Below are 19,727 nucleotides of genomic sequence, written 5' to 3' on the forward strand. Positions count from 1 at the left end.
ACATTCCGAACCCGGAAGCTAAGCCTCACAGCGCCGATGGTACTGCAGGGGGGACCCTGTGGGAGAGTAGGACGCCGCCGAACAATTCTTCTGAATAACCCCCATCCGGAATCCGGATGGGGGTTATTCGCGTTTCCGGGGTGGTCTCGGGTGCCTCCACCCCCTCCAGCCCTCCCGAACGACCCCCGCCGAGTGGCTGGTCCACCGTCAATATGCCGCTAAAACCGCCTGATCAGCGCACTGATCAGCGGAAAATCGCGTCGCACACCGTAGTCTCGAAGGCGAGGGGAACAGGTGTCCGGGGGTGTCACCCGGGCAGCGTCGGATCAAGAATGGTGCTCATGGGACGAGGCAGGCTGCGCATCTACCTCGGGGCGGCCCCCGGGGTCGGCAAGACGTACGCCATGCTCGCCGAGGCGCACCGGCGGCAGGAGCGTGGCACGGACGTCGTGGTCGCGTTCGTGGAGGACCACGGGCGCCGGCGGACCGCGGACATGGTCGCCGGGCTGGAGGTCGTGCTGCGGCAGCAGGTGGTGCACCGCGGCGCGCGGTTCTCCGAGATGGACCTGGACGCCGTGCTCGCCCGCCGCCCGCAGGTGGCCCTGGTGGACGAGCTGGCCCACACCAACGTCCCCGGCTGCCGCAACGAGAAGCGCTGGCAGGACGTCGAGGAGCTGCTGGCGGCCGGGATCGACGTGGTCTCCACGGTCAACGTGCAGCACCTGGAGTCGCTCGGCGACGCCGTCGAGGGCATCACCGGGGTGCGTCAGCGCGAGACCGTCCCGGACGAGGTGGTCCGGCGGGCGGACCAGATCGAGCTGGTGGACATGTCCCCGCAGGCGCTGCGGCGCCGGCTGGCACACGGCAACGTGTACGCGCCGGAGAAGATCGACGCGGCCCTCGCCAACTACTTCCGCCCGGGCAACCTGACCGCGTTGCGCGAGCTGGCGCTGCTGTGGACCGCGGACCGGGTGGACGAGTACCTCCAGAAGTACCGGGCCGAGCAGGGCATCGAGGGCACCTGGCAGGCCCGGGAGCGGATCGTGGTGGGTCTGACCGGCGGGCCGGAGGGGGCGACGCTGATCCGTCGGGCGGCCCGGATCGCCGCCAGGGTGTCCGGCGGCGAGCTGCTCGCCGTGCACATCTCCCGCTCCGACGGACTGGTGGGCACCGGCTCGCCGCAGACGCTGATCGAGCAGCGCGCGTTGGTGGAGAGCCTCGGCGGCTCCTTCCACGCCGTCCTCGGCGACGACCCGGCCGCCGGGCTGCTGGACTTCGCCCGGGGCGTGAACGCCACCCAGATCGTGCTGGGCACCAGTCGGCGGCCCGCCTGGCAGTACCTCTACGGGCCGGGCGTCGGCACCACCGTGACCAGGGAGGCCGGGGACATCGACGTCCACATGGTCACCCACGAACACGCCGGGCACGGGCGCGGCAGGATTCCGGTCCGCCGGATCACCGACCTGGGCCGTACCCGCACCGTCGCCGGCTGGCTGATCGGGCTGGTCGGCCCGCCGGTGCTGGCGATCGTGCTGACCGGGATCGGCGGGCTGGGGCTCTCCACCGACATGCTGCTGTTCCTGTCGCTGACGGTGTGCGCGGCGTTGGTCGGCGGGCTGCTGCCGGCGATCGGCTCGGCGCTGGTCGCCTCGTCGGTGCTGAACTACTACTTCACCCCGCCGCTGCACACCTTCACCATCAACGAACCGCAGAACATCATGGCGGTGGCGATATTCACCATCGTCGGCATATCGGTGGCGTCGGTGGTGGACCTCGCGGCGCGGCGCACCCAGCAGGCGGCCCGCAGCCAGACCGAGGCGCAGACGCTCAGCGCGCTGGCCGGCACGGTGCTGCGCGGCGCGCCGAACGGCGACGGGGTGCTGACCGCGCTGATGGAGCAGGTCCGGGAGACCTTCGGGCAGGAGAGCGCCGCGCTGCTGGAGCGGTCCGATCCGCTCGCGGCCTGGGCGCCGGTGGCCACCGCGGGACCGCGCCCGCCGGAGCGGCCCGAGGAGGCCGACGTGGACGTCCCGGTCGGCGACAGCCTGGCGCTGGTGCTGCGCGGCCGGGTCCTGCCCGGGGCGGACCGGCGCCTGCTGGGGGCGTTCGCCGCGCAGGCCGCCGTGGTGCTGGAACGCCGCCGGCTGTCCCGGGAGGCCGCCGAGGCCCGCCGGGAGGCCGAGGGCAACCGGATCAGGACCGCTCTGCTGGCCGCCGTCTCGCACGACCTGCGCACCCCGCTGGCGGGGATCAAGGCTTCGGTGAGCTCGCTGCGTTCGGCCGACGTCGACTGGGACCCGGAGGACGAGGCCGAGTTGCTGGCCGGCATCGAGGCCGGGGCCGACCGGCTGGACCACCTGATCAACAACCTGCTCGACATGAGCCGCCTGCAGACCGGGACGGTCACCCCGTTGATCCAGGAGACCGACCTGGACGAGGTGGTGCCGTTCGCGCTCGGCGGGGTGCCGCTGGAGTCCGTCCGGCTGGAGGTGCCGGAGACGCTGCCGATGGTGCGGGCCGACGGCGGGCTGCTGGAGCGCTCGCTGGCCAACCTGGTGGAGAACGCGGTCAAGTACAGCCCGGACGGGGTGCGGGTGCTGGTCAAGGCCGACGAGCTGCGGCAGCCGGGGCAGCCGGCCCGGGTGGAGCTGCGGATCGTGGACCGCGGCCCGGGCGTGCCCGAGGACGCCAAGGAGAAGATCTTCGCGCCGTTCCAGCGGTACGGGGACGCGCCGCGCGGCGCCGGGGTGGGCCTCGGGCTCGCGGTGGCGCGTGGCTTCGTCGAGGCGATGGACGGTACCGTCACCGCCGAGGACACCCCTGGGGGCGGGCTCACCATGGTGGTCAGCCTGCCCGTGGTCGAACGGCCGCCGGGGCCGGGGGAGCCGGACGGCGAGGGTGGCGAGCCGCTTCCGGAGCTGGTCACCTGAGAACCCGGCGGCGCGCCGGCCGGGCCCGTCGCCCCTCCCGAGGGGCGCACGCCGCATCGAAGTCGTAGAGCCAGTCCCACAGTCCGTAAGTCAGACAGCCTGAAAGGCGGAGCCCGTAAATGACCCGGGTCCTCGTCGTGGACGACGAACCGCAGATCGTCCGCGCGCTGGTGATCAACCTCAAGGCCCGCAAGTACGAGGTGGACGCGGCCCATGACGGCGCGAGCGCCCTGGAGCTGGCCGCGGCCCGCCATCCGGACGTGGTCGTCCTCGACCTGGGCCTGCCCGACATGGACGGGGTCGAGGTGATCCGCGGTCTGCGCGGCTGGACCCGGGTGCCGATCATCGTGCTGTCGGCCCGGCACGCCTCGGACGAGAAGGTCGAGGCGCTGGACGCCGGCGCCGACGACTACGTCACCAAGCCGTTCGGCATGGACGAGCTGCTGGCCCGGATGCGGGCCGCCGTGCGGCGGGCCGAGCCGGTGGCCGGGGAGGCCGACTCGCTGGTCGTCACCGAGTCCTTCACCGTCGACCTCGCGGCCAAGAAGGTCAACCGGGATGGTGCCGACGTACGCCTCACCCCGACCGAGTGGCACCTGCTGGAGGTCCTGGTCCGCAACGCCGGGCGGCTGGTCAGCCAGACCCAGCTGCTGCAGGAGGTGTGGGGCCCGGCCTACCGCACCGAGACCAACTACCTGCGGGTCTACCTCGCCCAGCTGCGCCGCAAGCTGGAGCGCGATCCCTCGCACCCGCGCCACTTCATCACCGAACCGGGCATGGGATACCGGTTCGAGAGCTGACCGCGGGTGCCCCTGGCGGCTGAACGGCCTGCCGCCAGGGGGCCCGAACCCGGTACCCTTCCGACATGAGTGGTGACAACAGCAGCGGCCAGCCGCAGGGGCGGTTCCGCCGCATGCTCAGCCGGCTGACCTCGTCGGCCGAGGAGCTGGACGCCGAGGAGCTGCGCCAGGAGAGCGCCGCGGAGTCCGGCTGCACACCGATCGCCGGCTGCGGGGACCGCCAGTTGGTCACCGTGGCGGGCACGTTGCGCACGGTGACGCTCCGGCCCCGGGCGGGGGTGCCCGCGCTGGAGGCCGAACTCTTCGACGGCACCGAGGCGTTGGACGTGGTCTGGCTCGGTCGCCGCTCGATCGCCGGGATAGAGCCCGGCCGCCGGCTGATCGCCAGCGGCCGGATCAGCCACGCACGCGGGCGCCGCGTGCTGTTCAACCCCCGCTATGAGCTGCGTCCGGTCGGACACGGGAGCGAATGAGCGTGAGCAACCAGCCAGGCGGCGAGGCCGCCGCCCAGCTCGACCTGCCTGTCGATCCCGCGGACGCGGAGGCCGCCCGCAAGGCCGCCTCCAAGGAGGCCGCCGACACGGTGCTCCAGGCCTTCGGCGGCGTGCGCGGCATGATCGACATGACGCTGCCAGGCCTGGTCTTCATCGTCACGTACAACCTGACCCACCAGGTCAGCACCTCGGCCTGGGCCGCGCTGGGCCTGAGCGCCCTGTTCGTGGTGGCCCGGCTGGCGAAGCGGCAGACCATCCAGCACGCCTTCAGCGGGGTGTTCGGCGTCGCCCTCGGTGCCTGGATCTCGATGAAGAGCGGCAAGGCCGAGGACTTCTACCTGCCCGGCCTGCTCTGGAACGTCGGGTACTGCGTCGCCCTGGCGGCCTCCGCCCTGGCCCGCTGGCCGATGATCGGGGTGATGCTCGGCCCGATCACCGGTGAGATGTTCACCTGGCGCAAGGAGAACCCGGGCCGCCTGGCCGCCTACACCAAGGCGACCTGGGCCTGGGTGCTGATCATGGGCCTCAAGCCGGTGATCCTCTTCCCGCTGTACTTCACCCACAACGTCAACCTGCTGGGCTGGCTGAAGGTCGCCCTCGGCATCCCGCCGCTGCTGTTGGCGATGTACGTGACCTGGCAGATCCTGCTGAAGGCGCCGCCGCCGATCAAGGCGCAGCTGGACGACGACGAGGAGGAGCCGGCGAAGTAGCCGCTCCCGGCCGGACCGGCCCGGACCGGACCCCGGCAACAGCGGAAGGGCCCGCACCCCGGCGAGGGGTGCGGGCCCTTCCGCTGCGAAGGGGCCCCGCTACTGGGCGCCCGAGGTGGCCGAGAGCAGCTGCTCCAGCTCCTCCTCGCGCTCCTGCGCGGCGACGAAGAGCAGTTCGTCGCCGCCCTCCAAGGTGTCGTCCTTGCCCGGCACCAGCACCCGGCCCTCGCGGATGATGGTCACCAGCGCGGTGTCCTGCGGCCAGGCCACGTCGCCGACCCGGGTGCCGACGAGCTCGGTGTCGGAGGCGAGGGTCAGCTCGACCAGGTTGGCGTTGCCCTGGCTGAAGCGCATCAGGCGGACGAGGTCGCCGACGCTGACCGCCTCCTCGACCAGGGCGGACATCAGGCGCGGGGTGGAGACGGCCACGTCCACGCCCCAGGACTCGTTGAAGAGCCACTCGTTCTTGGGGTTGTTCACCCGGGCGACCACCCGGGGCACCGCGTACTCGGTCTTGGCGAGCAGCGAGACGACCAGGTTGACCTTGTCGTCTCCGGTCGCGGCGATGACCACGTGGCAGCGCTGGAGCGCGGCCTCGTCCAGCGAGGTGATCTCGCAGGCGTCGGCCAGCAGCCACTCTGCCATCGGGACCCGCTCCACCGAGATGGAGTTGGGGTTCTTGTCTATCAGCAGGACCTCGTGGCCGTTCTCCAGCAGCTCGCCCGCGATCGAGCGGCCCACGGCACCGGCCCCGGCAATGGCGACCCGCATCAGTGACCCTCCTCCTTCGGCCCCTGCGCGAACGCGGCCTCGACGGCCGTCAGGTCGGTCCGGCGCAGCATCACGTGCACCAGGTCGCCCTCCTGCACCACCATCTGGGGCGAGGGGAGCACTCCCTCGCCGAGCCGGGTGACGAACGCCACCCGGGCGCCGGAGGCCTCCTCCAGCTTGCTGATCCGGTGGCCGATCCAGCGCGGGTCGTACGCGACCTCGGCGAGCTGCACGCCACCGCTCGGGTCCTGCCACAGCGGCTCGGCGCCGCTGGGCAGCAGTCGGCGCAGCATCTGGTCGGCGGTCCAGCGGACCGTCGCCACGGTGGGGATGCCCAGGCGCTGGTACACCTCGGCGCGGCGGGGGTCGTAGATCCGGGCGGCGACGTTCTCGACGCCGAAGTTCTCCCGGGCCACCCGCGCGGCGATGATGTTGGAGTTGTCACCGCTGGAGACCGCGGCGAAGGCGCCGGCCTCCTCGATGCCCGCCTCGCGCAGGGTGTCCTGGTCGAAGCCGACGCCGGTGACCCGGCGCCCGTTGAACCCGGCGCCCAGCCGACGGAACGCGGTCGGGTCCTGGTCGACCACGGCCACCGAGTGGCCCTGTTTCTCCAGTGCTCTGGCGAGGGCGGAACCCACGCGGCCGCAGCCCATGATCACGATGTGCACCGGCGCTTACCTCACCCGTCCCGAAGGGGCCTTGACCTGCGCAAACACCGTTCAGCTCCGTTTCCCGCCCGGTCGTCCGGGACGAGGTTCATCGTGGGGGCGCCGGCCCGACAACGCTCGACAACCAGAGTGTTGCCCGCCGACTCGTATCCGACACGCTAGCCGGTCCACCGAAAGCAGTCGCGACGAAGGGGGGGACAAACGGCGGAGCCTTGACCTGGGAGCCCCTACGATTCCTTAACGTGCCTATGCCGACTGACCTTCCGAAACGCATCCTGATCGGGCGCGCCCTACGCAGCGACAAGCTGGGCGAGACGCTTCTCCCCAAGCGGCTCGCGCTGCCCGTGTTCGCCTCGGACGCGCTCTCCTCGGTCGCGTACGCCCCCGAGGAGATCCTGCTCACCCTCTCCATCGCGGGCGCCTCGGCGATCCACTTCTCCTGGCAGATCGGCGTCGTCGTGGCGATCGTGATGCTCGCCGTGGTCGCCTCCTACCGGCAGAACGTGCATGCCTACCCCAGCGGTGGCGGCGACTACGAGGTCGCGACCGTCAACCACGGGCCGGCTGCCGGCCTGGTGGTCGCGAGCGCGCTGATGGTCGACTACGTGCTCACCGTGGCCGTGTCGACCACCTCGGGCGTCGCCAACGTCGTCTCCGCGGTGCCCGCGCTGCGCGGTCACGAGACCGTCCTGTCGGTGGTCGTGGTCGTGCTGCTGATGGGCATGAACCTGCGCGGGGTGCGCGAGTCCGGAAGCGCCTTCGCCGTTCCCACCTACGCCTTCATGGTCGGCGTGATCGGGATGGTCGGCTACGGGGTGTTCCGGCACTTCGCGCTCGGCCAGGACATGCCTGCCGAGAGCTCCACGTTCCACCTCGCCGCCACCCCCGGCAACGACTCGCTGGCCGGCTTCGCGATGGTGTTCCTGCTGCTGAAGTCCTTCTCCTCCGGCTGTGCCGCGCTCACCGGTGTGGAGGCGATCTCCAACGGCGTGCCGGCCTTCCGCAAGCCGAAGAGCAAGAACGCGGCCACCACGCTGCTGATGATGGCGAGCATCGCCGTCGTGATGTTCATGGGCATCATCTGGCTGGCCCGGCTGACCGGTGTCCAGATGGCCGAGAACCCGACCGAGCAGCTCGTCGGCGCCTCGCCGGACTACCACCAGAAGACGGCGCTGGCGCAGATCAGCGAGGCCGTGTTCAACAACTTCACGCCCGGCTTCTACTTCGTAGCCGCCGTCACCGGCCTGATCCTGGTGCTGGCCGCCAACACCGCCTTCAACGGCTTCCCGGTGCTCGGCTCGATCCTCGCCCAGGACCGGTACCTGCCGCGCCAGCTGCACACCCGCGGCGACCGGCTGGCCTTCTCCAACGGCATCATCCTGCTGGCGATCGCGGCGATCCTGCTGATCCTCGCCTTCGACGCCGACCCGACCCGGCTGATCCAGCTCTACATCGTCGGCGTCTTCGTCGCGTTCAACATGAGCCAGTCCGGCATGATCCGGCACTGGACCCGGCTGCTGCGCAGCGAGAACGACCCGGCCAAGCGCCGCCACATGCAGCGCAGCCGGGCGATCAACGCCTTCGGCCTGGTGATGACGATGGCCGTGCTGATCGTCGTCCTGGTCACCAAGATCGGCCACGCCTGGATCGCGATCGCCGCGATGGCCGTGCTGTTCGTGATGATGAAGGGCATCCGGCGCCACTACGACCGGGTCTCGGACGAGCTGACCGCCGCCGAGGAGCCGGACGACGTGGTGCTGCCCACCCGGGTGCACGCCATCGTGCTGGTCTCCAAGCTGCACAAGCCGGCGCTGCGCGCCCTGGCGTACGCCCGGCTGGCCCGGGCCCACACACTGGAGGCCGTCACGGTCAACGTCGACCCGGCGGACACGGCGGCGCTACGGCGGGAGTGGGACGAGCGCGGCATCGAGGTGCCGCTCAAGGTGCTGGACTCGCCGTACCGCGAGATCACCGGGCCGGTCCTGGACTACGTGAAGAACCTGCGGCGCAGCACCCCGCGGGAGGTCGTCTCGGTCTACATCCCGGAGTACGTGGTCGGCCACTGGTACGAGCACCTGCTGCACAACCAGAGTGCGCTGCGGCTCAAGGGCCGGCTGCTGTTCAAGCCCGGTGTGATGGTCACCTCGGTACCGTGGCAGTTGGAGTCCTCGGAGCGGCGCAAGCCGCAGAAGGCCTGGTCGGCGCCGGGGGCCGTCCGCCGTGGCGAGCCGCGGGCGCCGAAGGCCGTAGAGTCGAAGGATTCCGTCTCCACCGGTGCGAACGCCGGTGACACCTCCGAGCGCAGCAAGGACTCCTCCCAGTGACCCGCAACACTCCGCCCCGTTCCTCGGGCTCCTCCGGCAAGGGCGCCCGCCGGGGCGGCTCCCAGCCCGGGCAGGTCTCCCGGCCGCGCTGGGGCCGGCCGGCCCGTCCGGAGGCCACCGACCGCGACGGCCTCACCGCGCGCACCGCGCCGATCGTCCCGGGCGAGCGGGAGGACCGCGGGCCCGCCGGGCCGGCCGCCGAGAGGGGCGCGGGCAAGGGCGCCGCGGGCAAGGGCTCCGGCAAGGGCGCGCCGAAGAGTGCGTCGAAGGGTGCGCCGAAGGGCGCGGGCAAGGACGCCGGCCAGGGCGCGCCGAAGGGCGCCGCCGGGGCCGGCCGGAAGGCGCCGCGCAAGCAGGCGGTGCGGCCGCCCAAGGCGCTGCGCACCGCCGCCGCGCGGCCGTCGCGGCCCGAGGCGCCCTCCGGGGAGCCGCTGGCCGGGCAGCGCTACGAGGTCGAGGTCGGCCCGGTCGCGCACGGCGGCGGGCACTGCGTGGCCCGGCACGAGGGGCGGGTGCTGTTCGTGCGGCACGCGCTGCCCGGTGAGAAGGTCGTCGCGCTGGTGACCGACGGGACGACCACCTCGCGCTTCCTGCGGGCCGACGCGGTGGAGGTGCTGGAGCCGGCCAAGGACCGGATCGAGGCGCCCTGCCCGTTCGCCGGTCCCGGCAAGTGCGGCGGCTGCGACTGGCAGCACGTCACCCCGGGCGGGCAGCGCAAGCTCAAGGCGGCGGTGCTGACCGAGCAGTTGGCCAAGCTGGCCGGGCTCACCCCGGCCGAGGCGGGCTGGGACGGCAGCGTCGAGCCGGTCGGCGGCAAGCTGCCGGCCGGGCAGGTGCCGGCCTGGCGCACCCGGGTGCAGTACGCGGTGGACGCGGAGACCGGCAAGGTCGGTCTGCGCAAGCACCGCTCGCACGACGTGCAGGTGATCGACCGCTGCCTGATCGCGGCCGAGGGCGTCACCGAGCTGGGCATCGAGTCCCGGGACTGGCCGGGCGTGGCGGGCGTCGAGGCGATCGCGGCGAGCGGCTCCTCGGACCGTCAGGTGGTGCTGACTCCGCGGGACGGCGCCCAGCTGCCGCTGGTCGAGCTGGACAAGCCGGTGTCGATCGCCCGGGTGGACGCGCAGGGCGACCTGCACAAGGTGCACGGGCGCTCCTTCGTCCGCGAGCGGGCGGCCGGGCGGACCTGGCGGGTCAGCAACGGCGGCTTCTGGCAGATCCACCCGGAGGCGCCGGACACCCTGGTCGACGCGGTGCTGGACGGTCTGGACCCGCAGTGGGGCGAGAACGCGCTCGACCTGTACTGCGGCGTCGGCCTGTTCGCGGGCGCGCTGGCCGACCGGGTCGGCGAGGACGGCGCGGTGCTCGGCATCGAGTCCGCCAAGCAGGCCGTGGTCGACGCCCGGCACAACCTGGCCGCGCTGGACAACGTCCGGATCGAGTGCGACCGGGTCGAGACGCTGCTGCCGCGTACCGGCATCACCGCCACCGACCTGATCGTGCTGGACCCGCCGCGCTCCGGCGCCGGCCGTGAGACCGTCGCCCACCTCGTCGGCCTGGAGGCGCGCCGGATCGCGTACGTGGCCTGCGACCCGGCGGCGCTCGCCCGGGACCTGAAGTTCTTCCGCGAGGGCGGCTACCGGCCGGTCTCGCTGCGGGCCTTCGACCTGTTCCCGATGACGCACCACTTCGAGTGCGTGGCGATCCTGGAGCCGGCCGGGGAGTGATCCCGGGCCCCGGGCACGCACGGCAGGAGGCGGTCACCCGTTCTGGGTGACCGCCTCCGGTGTGTTCGGGGAGCGGCTTCGTTCGGCGCGGCCTCGCTCGGGGCGCGGTCTCGTTCGGGGCGTGGTCTCGTTCGGGGGCTACTCGTTGTGCTCCTCCTCGTCGGCGCTGTGCGGGAGGTCGATGCCGTGCTGGGCGGCGAGCCGCAGGAGCGAGGCGACCCGGCCCTCGTACGCCTGGACGCCGTCGGCGTCCCCTTCTGCCCGGGCCGCGGCGAGGTCGCGGCGGGCCTGTGCGAGCTGCTCACGCAGCTCCTGGTCGAACATGTCTGTCATCGGTCGGCCTCCGCACCGTTCGGCGCCCGCTCGGGGGAACGCAGGGGGGATTTCAGCGTCCCGGACGGTGCGGGAGTCTTCAAGTCCCGCACCTCCCGGTGGGGCACGGCGGACGGGGCCCCGGCCGGGGCGGAAGGTCAGGTGCCGGCAATGCGCTGGTAAAAGATGGCGCAGGTGCGGCGGTCGGACCCCGGGAGGGGGCTTGACGAGGCAATTCTCCGGGGTGAAGGTGAGCCATTGACATGTGATGTGTGCTGTTGCACCGCCCTGGTGGCAGCCACCCCACGCCGCCGGCCGGGGCGGGCCGGTGCGTGAGGGGGAGCGTCATGGAGTTGGAGCTTCGGCACCTGCGGGTGCTGTGCGCCATCGCCGACACCGGGAGCGTCGGCCGGGCCGCCGCCCTGCTCGGCGCCTCGCAGCCGGCGACCAGCACCCAGCTGCGCCGGATCGAGCGCCACCTGGGCGCCTCGCTGTTCGAACGCACTGCCGCCGGGGTCGCGCCGACCGGATTCGGGGTTGAGGTGCTGGCCGCCGCCCGGGAGCTGCTCGCCCGCGCCGACAGTCTGGGGCGCCGACCGGAGGCCCAGACCGGGCCGGCCCCGCGCGAGTTGCGGCTGGCGGCGGCCAACGAGCCGATCCTGCCCGGGCTGGTCGCCAGGGCCCGGCACCAGCGGCCCGGGCAGCGCTTCACCGTGACGTCGGTCCACCGCCCCTCGGACGCCGTCGAGTTGCTGGAGCTGGGCGAGGCGGACGCCGCGGTGGCCGTGGACTACCCGGGCCGGGAACTGGGCCGCTCGCCGTCCGTCGCGCACCGCGGCATCGTCACCGAGCCCGTCTTCGTCGCGCTGCCGGCCGGCCACCGGCTGCGGCACCACGCCGAGGTGGCCCTGGCGGACCTCGCGGAGGAGGAGTGGCTCCTGGCCCCCGACGACGGGGCCGGCTGGCACGGCGTGTTCCACGGGGCCTGCGCCGCGGCGGGGTTCACCCCGGCGAGCGTCCACGAGTTCCTCGGCGGCCGGCTGGAGCTCCAGGAGATGGTCGCCGCCGGGCTCGGCGTCTCCGTCGTCCGGGCCACCACCCGGCCGCTCGCCGAGGTGCTGGTCAAACCGCTCGCCGGGACGCCGATCTGGGTCCGGCAGCTGCTGGTCTGGCGGCCGGCCGGGGTGGAGGGGGAGGTCGTGGAGGCGCTGTTCGGGGCGGCGGTCGCGGCGTACCGGGACCTGATCGCGGCCGCGCCGGGCTTCCAGGCGTGGGCGGCGCGGACGTACCGGCCGTAGCGGGGCCGGGTCAGGGCCGGGTCAGGGCCTGGTGTTATGGCAGGGTCAGGCAATGTCATATGACCTGTGACATTGTTCTGCGCTGCCGTCGCTGGCAGGATCATGACGCGTTCCCCCACCTCTCGGCAGTCCTCCCAGCGCCTCCCCCAGAGGAGAAGGACCCACCAGTGCGTCCACGGATACCCCTCCCCACCCTGCTGGCCGGCCTCGTCGCCGGCTGCTGCGCCGCCGCCACGCTGCTGCCGGCCACCGCTTCCGCCGCCTCCGCCGCCTCCGCCGCTTCCAGCGCGGCTGCCCGGCCGGCGGCCCCCGCGGCCGACCCGGGCTCCGTCCTGCCGAAGCCGCTCGGCGCCTTCCTCACGGTCGACCCGGCCGAGCAGGCCCGTGCGGCCGAGGAGCCCGCCCCCGTCGCCAAGCCGCTGCCCCCGGCCCTGCTCGGCCAGGTCGTGATGGGCCAGCCGGCCGGCACCGCCGTGCAGACCGCGCCGCGCCCGGCCGATCCGAAGACCGCCGCCCCGGCCAAGGCGGCCCTCGCCGCCCGCGGTGCCGCCGGTGCGGCCGCCGCCGGGCAGAGCTGCACCCCGGCCGACTTCGGCAGCCGCAGTGGGGCCGACCTGGTCTCCTTCCTGGAGGCCTCGACCCCGGACTGCGTCAACACCCTGTTCAACGTCACCGGCGCGGACGCGGGCAGCATCTTCAAGGAGTCGAAGATGCTCACCGTCGCCAACGCCTTCCAGGCCGCGGCGGGCGGCTACACCGGCGACAACTCGACCGGCATCCTGCAGCTGGTGCTCTTCCAGCGGGCCGGCTGGTACGTGCAGTCGTACAACGCGGGCGCGGTGGGCCCGTACGACGCGGCGCTGACCGGCGCCTCCAAGGCCGCCCTCGACGCCTTCTTCGCCAGTGCCCACCGCACCGACGTCAGCGACGCCAACGGCACCGTGCTCAACGAGGTGCTGGTGCTCACCGACAGCGCCAACCTCCAGGGCGGCTACCTGGGCGTCTACAAGCAGGTCCTGACGGCGTACGACAACTCGTACAACGCCTTCCCGAAGATGCTCAAGGCGGTCAACGCGGTCCTCTCCGCGCCGCTGTGGCGGGGCAACTGGAACCCCGACTTCGTCAGCGCGGTCGGCGCCGACCCGAGCATCGGCGCCACCCTGGGCGACTTCGCGCTGAACCACAAGGACCTGCTCGGCACGGCCAACGCCTACCTGGACGTCAACGCGGGCAACGACCTCGGCCGGATGGCCGGCGACGGCCCGACGGTCGAGGCCGCGGTCAAGGGCAAGGTCAAGGCCGTCCTCGACGGCGCGCAGATCACCGGCGCCACCGGCCCGCTGTACGTCCACACCGCCTACCAGGCCAACAGCTTCGACCCCGGCCAGTGCTCCTACTACGGCACCTGCGACCTGCCGGCCAAGCTGACCGCCGCGGTGCTGCCGAACCAGCTGGTCTGCGACAACCGCACCATCCAGACCGAGGCGCTCTCGCCCGCCGACCTGTCCGCGGTCTGCGCCAGCCTGCGCGGCGAGGACGCCTTCTTCCACAAGCTGGTCAAGGACAGCGGCCCGATCCCCGGCCAGTACGACAAGGAGCTGACCCTCGCGGTCTTCGCCAACCAGGCCGACTACCTGACCTACTCCTGGGCGATCTTCAACAACTCCACCGACAACGGCGGACAGACCGTCATGGACCCGACCGACCCGAACAACCGGGCGGTGTGCGTGATGTACCAGAAGTCCTGGAACGACGGCTTCACCGCCAACGTGTGGAACCTCAACCACGAGTACACGCACTACCTGGACAACATCTACGACCTCAAGGGCAACTTCTCCACCGAGATCTCCGTCCCGGACATCTGGTGGATCGAGGGCGTCGCCGAGTACGAGTCCTACGCCTACCGCGGCACCACCGACACCCAGGCGATGGCCGAGGCCGCCAAGCACACGTACAAGCTGAGCACGCTCTTCCAGAGCACGTACGGCAACTCGAACACCGTGCGCACCTACCCGTGGGGCTACCTGGCGGTCCGGTACATGTTCGAGAAGCACCCGGCGGACGTCGACGCCATGCTCGGGCACTTCCGCACCGGCGACTACCAGGGCGGCTACGCGGTCTACAACGGCATCGGCACCGGCTACGATGCCGACTTCGACGCCTGGCTCGACGCCTGCGCCGGCGGCGCATGCTACGCGGCCGGTCCGACCGCGCTGTTCGGCCAGACCGTGAGCGGCCCGACCGTCACCCTGACCGACAAGTCGGTCCAGACCGGGTCCGGCCGGATCACCGCCTGGCACTGGACCTTCGGCGACGGCGGCTCCTCCGACCAGCAGAACCCGACCCATACCTACGCGGCCGCCGGCACCTACACCGTCGCGCTGACCGTCACCGACGACACCGGCAGGACCGCCAGCACCCCCGCCTCCGTCACCGTGACCACCGGCGGAGGCGGCGGCCCCACCACCCCGCCGGCCTGCACCGACCCGCGCACCGACGCGCTCGGCAAGAACTGCTCGCGCGCCAACCTCTCCGCCACCGCCGGCAACCTGGACTACCTGTACGTCTACCTGCCGGCCGGCACCAGCACCCTGAAGATCACCGCCTCCGGTGGCACCGGCACCGTCTCCCTGTACTACAACGAGAGCACCTGGGCCTCGCCGAGCGCGTACACCGCCTCGTCCACCAACCCGGGCACCGCCCAGAGCATCACGGTGACCAACCCGACAGCGGGCTACCGGTACGTGAGCCTCTACGCGAACACCGACTTCAGCGGGGTGACCGTCAGCACCCAGTTCTGATCCGTCGTCCGCCGTGCGCCGTCCTCCGGGCGCGGGCCGGGTCCGTGGCAGCAGCCGCGGGCCCGGCCGTCCGGCGTTCCGGCGTTCAGGTGTCCTGGTGCTCCGATGCTCCGGTGTTCCCCCGGTTTCCTGCGTTCCGGTGACGGCGAGGTTGCGCGGGGGCGTGCCGCAGGTGTGCGGGCGGTGTGCGTGCGCCCTTGTTGTGCTAGCGCTTGAGCGCTAGCTTGAACGGCATGGGTAAGAAGCAGCTGAACGTGCGGGTCGACGCCACGACCGCCGAGATGGCCCGGGAGCGGGCGGAGCAGCAGGGGATCTCCATGAACCAGTACATCGAGCGCCTGGTCCAACAGGACATGGGCGAGTCCGGGCGGGCCTTCGTGGACGCGGCCGCGCAGTTCATGAAGGAGTACGAGTCGGCCTTCCTCGCCGAGTTCGCGGAGCCGGGCGACCTCCAGGACGTGCGCCGTTGAAGCTGGAGGTCGACCTCTCGTGGTTGCTCATGACCGCCGAGCAGTACACCCCCGGTGACCCACAGGTCACCGACTACGGTGCACTGCTCGCGGCCGTCACCCGCCACCAGGCCGAGATATTCGACATCGCGGTCTACCCCGAACCGCCGGACCGCGCCGCGGCGCTGATGCACCAGTTGATCCGGGTGCCCGCACTGGAGAAGACCAACGAACTCTTCGCGACCGCCGTCGCCTACGCCTACCTGGTCGCCAGCGGCTGCACCGTCGCCACCACCGCCCGCGAGGTGCGCAGCCTCTCCCGGGCCATCCGCGAGGGGCGGCTCGGGGTGTCGGGCGTGGCCGAGCGGCTGGCGGCCTGGGTGGTCGACGAGGCGGAGGGGGAGGGGGTCGCCGGAGCGGACGAGGAGGACGAGGACGACGACTGACCGGCGCCGCCCCCGTTCCTGGCCGGGGGGCTCCCAGGGGTGCTGCTACGCGGCGGGCTCCGACCGGGGTCGGCCGAAGTCTGCCGGTCGGCCGGCTACTGCCGGTTGCTGCCGGTCACTGCCCGTCGGTGGGTTCCTGCTGGGCGGGGGGCTCCGCTATCAGGGCGGTCGCGAAGGGGCGGAAGCCGATCCGGCGGTAGATCCGGGCGACGTCCTCGTCGGCGGCGGACAGGAACACCGTCCGCACCCCGTTCGCCCGGGCGTGGGCGACCAGGGCCGCGGTGACCGCCAGGCCCAGCCCGCGCCGGCGTGCGGACGGGAGCGTGCCCACCCCGGCCACCTCGGTGACCGGGCCCACCGGGTTGTGCTGGCCCGCGCACAGAGCCGTACCGTCCTCGACGGCCACGGCCAGCACGGTGGCACCGGCGGCGATCCGCCCGGCGATCCGCTCCGCCGTGCCGTCGGCCGTCAACTTCGCCGCGGACTCGGCGAGTTCAGCCGCACCGGCCGGGCCGACGGCGGTGCCCGGATCGTCGAAGGCCAGGTGCGGGACGGCGATGGCGGCCGCCAGCTCCGGCGCGTCCGGCGCCAGCACCCGGACCTCCACCCGCTCCGGCAGCTCGGGCACCGGGGCCGCTTCGTCCTGCGGGCCCAGCACCAGCAGCGGGTGCTCGTGCACCGTCAGGCCCGCCGCCTCGACCGCCGCGCGCAGCCCGGGGGTCTGCTCGGCCACCCACTCGAAGGCCTCCGGCACGCCCAGCTCCCGCTGCCGCTCCAGCACCCGGCGGACGTCCTCGGCGGTGGCGGCCGGGCCGGTGTGGTCGAGGGTCGGGCGGGCGTAGTACGGCCAGCCGGCATCCTCGCGGACGAACAGGGTCAGCGGTCCGAAGTCCTCGGTGCGGGCGGCGCCGCGCGGAACGGCGTCGTAGTAGCGCTCGATCTCGTCGAGCAGGGGGCGGTCGGGAGCATGATCGTCAGAGGTCACGGCGTGCATCCAAGCAGGGGCGGCGGTGCGGTGCCACCGATTTGTCGAGGTCGCGCGGTCCGCTCCTGTCGGGGGCGCGGGGTCAGCGCCCTCGACCCGGGGTCCGCGCCGTCGACCCGGGGTCCGCTGTCGTCGTTCCGGGCCGATTGTTGCCGAACGCTTACCCGCTCGCAGCGATCTTGTGCGGACACGACGTGCATGCTGAAGCCTTTACAGCTCTGCCGAGGGGGACGGCGGACGTCTGCACTAGGCGAGGCAAGGGGGAAGACAGGCCGATGAGGCTCTGCTTTCTGGTGGAGGAACACTACCGGCACGACGGCATGCCGCTCGACGTGGCGCGCCAACTCACGGCGTGGGGGCACCGGGTGGACGTGCTGCGCCCCGGGGACTCGCTGCTGGCGATCTCCGAGGAGGTCCGGGCCGGCAGCCACGACGCCTGGGTGCTCAAGACCGTCTCCGGCGGACCCGGGCTGACCCTGCTGGAGTCGGCCGCCGCCGTCGGCCTCACCACGGTGAACGACGTGCGTTCGATCCGCGGGGTCAGGGACAAGGCGCTCGCCGCGGTCATCGGCCGTACCCGCGGCCTGCCCGTCCCGGTGACGTACGCGGCCGCGCGCTGGGAGCGGCTGGCGGAGATCCCGGCCACCGAGTACCCGCTGGTGGTCAAGCCCGCCGACGGCAGCTCCGGGCGCGCCGTCCGACTGGTGCGCAGCCCCGACCGGCTGCTGGAGGTCGGGCCCGAGCTGGCGGGGGAGGGGCTGCTGATCGCGCAGCCGTACGTGCCCAACTCCGGGACCGACCTCAAGGTGTACTGCGTCGACGGCGAGCTCTTCGCGACGGAACGTTCCTCCCCGCTGCACCCCGGGCAGGGCGTGCGGGAGCGGCGGGTGCCGCTGCCGGGGAGCGTCGCGCGGATCGTGGCGCAGGTCGGCGAGGTGTTCGGGCTGGACCTGTACGGGGTGGACGTGCTGCTGGGGCCGGACGGGCCGGTGGTGGTGGACGTCAACGACTTCCCAAGCTTCCGGCAGGTACCGGACGCGGTGGCCAGGGTCGCCCGGGCGGTGCTGCGGCTCGCGCGCAGCGGGACGGCCGTGTCGGTGCCCGGCGGGCCCGCCGAACTGGTGCCCGCCGGCGGCGACCCGTACGGGCAACTCGGCTTCGGCGAGGGGGAGTTGCGATGAGGGTCGGGCTGATCACCGGCGACCCGGGGCACCCGGTGCTGGCGGCCGCGGCCGAGCTGCTGGTACGGCAGGGGCACGAGGTCGAGGTCGTCCCGCCCGCCGGGTCCGTGGCCGGGCCGGCGGACGTCTACCTGCTCAAGGCCCGTACGCCGCAGGCGCTGGCGTTGGCGGGGGAGTTGGAGCGGCGGGGCGCGCCGGTGGTCAACTCGGCGGCGGCCACCGGGCTGTGCCAGGACCGGGTGCGGATGGCCGACCTCGCCCGCGCCGCCGGGTTGCCCTTCGCAGCGACCGAGGCGGTCGGGCGGCTGGGCGAACTCGCCGATCCGGCCTACCCGTTCGTGGTCAAGAGCCGGCACAGCAGGCGGCACGACCTGGTCGCCCGGGTGGACGGGCCGGCCCGGCTGCGCGAACTCGCCGGGCGCTGGCCCGACGAGCCGGTCGTCACCCAGTCGTTCGTTCCGGGGACGGGCTGGGACCAGAAGCTGTGGGTGGTCGACGGGCAGGTGTTCGCGGCCCGGCGGCAGTCCGAACTCGCCACCGGCACAGGGAAGTCGGGGCGGGCGGAGGAGTGGGAGCCGTCCGCCGCGCGGGCCGCGCTCGCGCTGCGCGTGGGCGAGGTGTTCGGACTCGACGTGTACGGGGTGGACCTGCTCGACGGGCCGACGGAGCCGGTCATCGTGGACGTCAACGCCTTCCCCGGGGTCCGCGGCCGGCCCGGCGCGCCGGAGGCGCTCGTGGCGCTCGCGCTGCGGGTGGGGGAGGAACGGGGGCGGGCGCTCGCCGGGCTCGGGCTCGGGAGGGGTGTGCGGTAGGGCACGGGGCGGGGGCCGGGGTGCGCGGTGGGGCCCTTCGCCGGGGGCGGGGCGGTGGCCCGGGGCGCCGACCCGCCGAGGTCGTTAGGCTGGCTGGCGCCCCGACCGGCCGGGGCGTACGGCGAGAGAAGACGGAACCTTGCTCCAGGACATCGAGCGCTACCTGGCCTGCCCGCACTGCGCGCAGGCCCTCACCCGGCACGACCGCAGCCTGCGCTGCCCGGCCGGGCACAGCTTCGACCTCGCCAAGCAGGGCTACGTCAGCCTCCTCGCCGGCGACGCCCACACCGGCACCGGAGACACCGCCGAGATGGTCGCGGCCCGCGCGGACTTCCTCGCCGCCGGGCACTACCGGCCGATCGCCGAGGCGCTGGCGCAGACCGCCTCCGCCGTGGTCACCGGCGAGTCCGACGGCCTGGTCGCCGACCTCGGCGCCGGCACCGGCCACTACCTGGCACACGTCCTGGACGCCCTGCCCGGCACCGTCGGCGCGGCCCTCGACATCTCCAAGTTCGCGCTGCGCCGCGCCGCCAAGGCGCACCCCCGGATCGGCGCCGTGGTGTGCGACGCCTGGCGCCCGCTGCCGCTGCGGGACGCCTCGGCCGAGCTGATGCTCAACGTCTTCGCCCCGCGCAACGGGCCCGAGATCCGCCGGGTGCTGCGCCCCGGCGGCACCCTGCTGCTGGTCTCGCCGACCGCCCGCCACCTGCGCGAACTCGTCGACGCGCTGGGGCTGCTGTCGGTGGACGAGGAGAAGCAGCGGCGGATCGACGAGAAGCTCGGGCCGCACCTGGAGCCCGCGGGGCGGCAGGAGGTCGAGTTCACCCTGCGGCTGGGCCCGCAGGACGTGCGCACCGTCGTCGGCATGGGGCCGAGCGCCTGGCACACCGACCCGGAGCGGCTGGGCGCCGCGCTCGCGGAGCTGCCGGAGCCGGTCGAGGTGACGGCCTCGGTGACGGTGGCCGCGTACCGGCGCTGAGCATCGACGCGGGCCGCGTGCCAGCGCTGAGCACCGACGC

Annotated in this window: 17 protein-coding genes and 1 rRNA gene; 14 read left to right on the top strand and 4 right to left on the bottom strand. The window is 73.0% G+C overall.

The window, feature by feature from the left end:
- From rrf to ACWDBB_RS30625, 5 genes are all read left to right on the top strand, one after another.
- A 5S ribosomal RNA gene (gene rrf / locus ACWDBB_RS30605) occupies positions 1–83 on the top strand; the annotation flags it as partial.
- A 258-nt stretch (positions 84–341) separates the two neighbouring features.
- On the top strand, positions 342–2,930 hold the full coding sequence (locus ACWDBB_RS30610) for an ATP-binding protein (protein WP_449792668.1): 2,589 nt from the start codon (positions 342–344) through the stop codon (positions 2,928–2,930).
- Positions 2,931–3,049: 119 nt separating this feature from the next.
- Positions 3,050–3,730: a response regulator gene (locus tag ACWDBB_RS30615; protein WP_049657530.1), complete on the top strand. Its 681-nt coding sequence runs from the start codon at positions 3,050–3,052 to the stop codon at positions 3,728–3,730.
- A gap of 65 nt (positions 3,731–3,795) precedes the next feature.
- Positions 3,796–4,203 (top strand): OB-fold nucleic acid binding domain-containing protein, encoded by a 408-nt coding sequence (locus ACWDBB_RS30620; protein WP_392884363.1) that lies wholly within the window; start codon positions 3,796–3,798, stop codon positions 4,201–4,203.
- 2 nt (positions 4,204–4,205) lie between these two features.
- Positions 4,206–4,934, top strand: coding sequence for a DUF3159 domain-containing protein (locus ACWDBB_RS30625; RefSeq protein ID WP_449792669.1), 729 nt, complete (start codon positions 4,206–4,208; stop codon positions 4,932–4,934).
- Between the two features lie 99 nt (positions 4,935–5,033).
- On the opposite strand, the gene ACWDBB_RS30630 is transcribed toward ACWDBB_RS30625, so the two are convergent.
- Together ACWDBB_RS30630 and ACWDBB_RS30635 are read right to left on the bottom strand one after the other, a co-directional pair.
- The gene (locus tag ACWDBB_RS30630) at positions 5,034–5,705 is read right to left on the bottom strand and encodes a potassium channel family protein (RefSeq protein ID WP_359829049.1); all 672 of its coding nucleotides are present in this window, start codon (positions 5,703–5,705) and stop codon (positions 5,034–5,036) included.
- A complete protein-coding gene (locus tag ACWDBB_RS30635; protein WP_392884361.1) occupies positions 5,705–6,373 on the bottom strand; it encodes a potassium channel family protein in 669 nt (222 codons plus the stop codon). Before ACWDBB_RS30635 ends, ACWDBB_RS30630 begins: the two co-directional genes overlap by 1 nt.
- Before the next feature lie 248 nt (positions 6,374–6,621).
- On the opposite strand from ACWDBB_RS30635, the gene ACWDBB_RS30640 reads away from it, so the two are divergent.
- Positions 6,622–8,697 (top strand): APC family permease, encoded by a 2,076-nt coding sequence (locus tag ACWDBB_RS30640; protein WP_449792697.1) that lies wholly within the window; start codon positions 6,622–6,624, stop codon positions 8,695–8,697.
- Between the two features lie 377 nt (positions 8,698–9,074).
- The gene (locus ACWDBB_RS30645; RefSeq protein ID WP_449792698.1) at positions 9,075–10,424 is read left to right on the top strand and encodes a class I SAM-dependent RNA methyltransferase; all 1,350 of its coding nucleotides are present in this window, start codon (positions 9,075–9,077) and stop codon (positions 10,422–10,424) included.
- A gap of 138 nt (positions 10,425–10,562) precedes the next feature.
- On the opposite strand, the gene ACWDBB_RS30650 is transcribed toward ACWDBB_RS30645, so the two are convergent.
- A complete protein-coding gene (locus ACWDBB_RS30650) occupies positions 10,563–10,757 on the bottom strand; it encodes a hypothetical protein (protein ID WP_402417116.1) in 195 nt (64 codons plus the stop codon).
- A 326-nt stretch (positions 10,758–11,083) separates the two neighbouring features.
- On the opposite strand from ACWDBB_RS30650, the gene ACWDBB_RS30655 reads away from it, so the two are divergent.
- The 4 genes from ACWDBB_RS30655 to ACWDBB_RS30670 all read left to right on the top strand — a co-directional run bounded on the left by ACWDBB_RS30655 (position 11,084) and on the right by ACWDBB_RS30670 (position 15,730).
- Positions 11,084–12,034 (top strand): LysR family transcriptional regulator, encoded by a 951-nt coding sequence (locus ACWDBB_RS30655; protein WP_449792670.1) that lies wholly within the window; start codon positions 11,084–11,086, stop codon positions 12,032–12,034.
- A 167-nt stretch (positions 12,035–12,201) separates the two neighbouring features.
- On the top strand, positions 12,202–14,835 hold the full coding sequence (locus ACWDBB_RS30660) for a collagenase (protein WP_449792671.1): 2,634 nt from the start codon (positions 12,202–12,204) through the stop codon (positions 14,833–14,835).
- A gap of 233 nt (positions 14,836–15,068) precedes the next feature.
- Positions 15,069–15,305 (top strand): toxin-antitoxin system HicB family antitoxin, encoded by a 237-nt coding sequence (locus ACWDBB_RS30665; protein WP_355260484.1) that lies wholly within the window; start codon positions 15,069–15,071, stop codon positions 15,303–15,305.
- A gap of 29 nt (positions 15,306–15,334) precedes the next feature.
- Positions 15,335–15,730, top strand: a complete 396-nt coding sequence (locus ACWDBB_RS30670; protein WP_449792699.1) for a fic family toxin-antitoxin system, toxin component — start codon at positions 15,335–15,337, stop codon at positions 15,728–15,730.
- A 115-nt stretch (positions 15,731–15,845) separates the two neighbouring features.
- On the opposite strand, the gene ACWDBB_RS30675 is transcribed toward ACWDBB_RS30670, so the two are convergent.
- Positions 15,846–16,715: a GNAT family N-acetyltransferase gene (locus ACWDBB_RS30675; RefSeq protein ID WP_449792672.1), complete on the bottom strand. Its 870-nt coding sequence runs from the start codon at positions 16,713–16,715 to the stop codon at positions 15,846–15,848.
- 275 nt (positions 16,716–16,990) lie between these two features.
- Here ACWDBB_RS30675 and ACWDBB_RS30680 point away from each other — a divergent pair, with 275 nt between their 5' ends.
- The 3 genes from ACWDBB_RS30680 (at position 16,991) to ACWDBB_RS30690 (ending at position 19,687) form a co-directional block, all read left to right on the top strand.
- Positions 16,991–17,896, top strand: coding sequence for an ATP-grasp domain-containing protein (locus tag ACWDBB_RS30680; RefSeq protein WP_449792673.1), 906 nt, complete (start codon positions 16,991–16,993; stop codon positions 17,894–17,896).
- Positions 17,893–18,708, top strand: coding sequence for an ATP-grasp domain-containing protein (locus ACWDBB_RS30685; RefSeq protein WP_449792674.1), 816 nt, complete (start codon positions 17,893–17,895; stop codon positions 18,706–18,708). Before ACWDBB_RS30680 ends, ACWDBB_RS30685 begins: the two co-directional genes overlap by 4 nt.
- A 139-nt stretch (positions 18,709–18,847) precedes the next feature.
- Entirely contained in the window at positions 18,848–19,687 is an 840-nt protein-coding gene (locus ACWDBB_RS30690) for a putative RNA methyltransferase (RefSeq protein ID WP_449792675.1), read from the top strand.
- The last annotated feature ends 40 nt before the right edge of the window (positions 19,688–19,727 follow it).

The organism is Kitasatospora sp. NPDC001095 (assembly GCF_053598615.1).

Excerpts from the sequence above, each read along its gene's own strand:
- ACWDBB_RS30630 (WP_359829049.1), bottom strand. The coding sequence starts at position 5,705 with ATGCGGGTCGCCATTGCCGGGGCCGGTGCCGTGGGCCGCTCGATCGCG.
- ACWDBB_RS30655 (WP_449792670.1), top strand. The coding sequence starts at position 11,084 with ATGGAGTTGGAGCTTCGGCACCTGCGGGTGCTGTGCGCCATCGCCGAC.
- ACWDBB_RS30620 (WP_392884363.1), top strand. The coding sequence starts at position 3,796 with ATGAGTGGTGACAACAGCAGCGGCCAGCCGCAGGGGCGGTTCCGCCGC.
- ACWDBB_RS30650 (WP_402417116.1), bottom strand. The coding sequence starts at position 10,757 with ATGACAGACATGTTCGACCAGGAGCTGCGTGAGCAGCTCGCACAGGCC.
- ACWDBB_RS30665 (WP_355260484.1), top strand. The coding sequence starts at position 15,069 with ATGGGTAAGAAGCAGCTGAACGTGCGGGTCGACGCCACGACCGCCGAG.
- ACWDBB_RS30640 (WP_449792697.1), top strand. The coding sequence starts at position 6,622 with ATGCCGACTGACCTTCCGAAACGCATCCTGATCGGGCGCGCCCTACGC.
- ACWDBB_RS30680 (WP_449792673.1), top strand. The coding sequence starts at position 16,991 with ATGAGGCTCTGCTTTCTGGTGGAGGAACACTACCGGCACGACGGCATG.
- ACWDBB_RS30685 (WP_449792674.1), top strand. The coding sequence starts at position 17,893 with ATGAGGGTCGGGCTGATCACCGGCGACCCGGGGCACCCGGTGCTGGCG.
- ACWDBB_RS30670 (WP_449792699.1), top strand. The coding sequence starts at position 15,335 with ATGACCGCCGAGCAGTACACCCCCGGTGACCCACAGGTCACCGACTAC.
- ACWDBB_RS30610 (WP_449792668.1), top strand. The coding sequence starts at position 342 with ATGGGACGAGGCAGGCTGCGCATCTACCTCGGGGCGGCCCCCGGGGTC.
- ACWDBB_RS30615 (WP_049657530.1), top strand. The coding sequence starts at position 3,050 with ATGACCCGGGTCCTCGTCGTGGACGACGAACCGCAGATCGTCCGCGCG.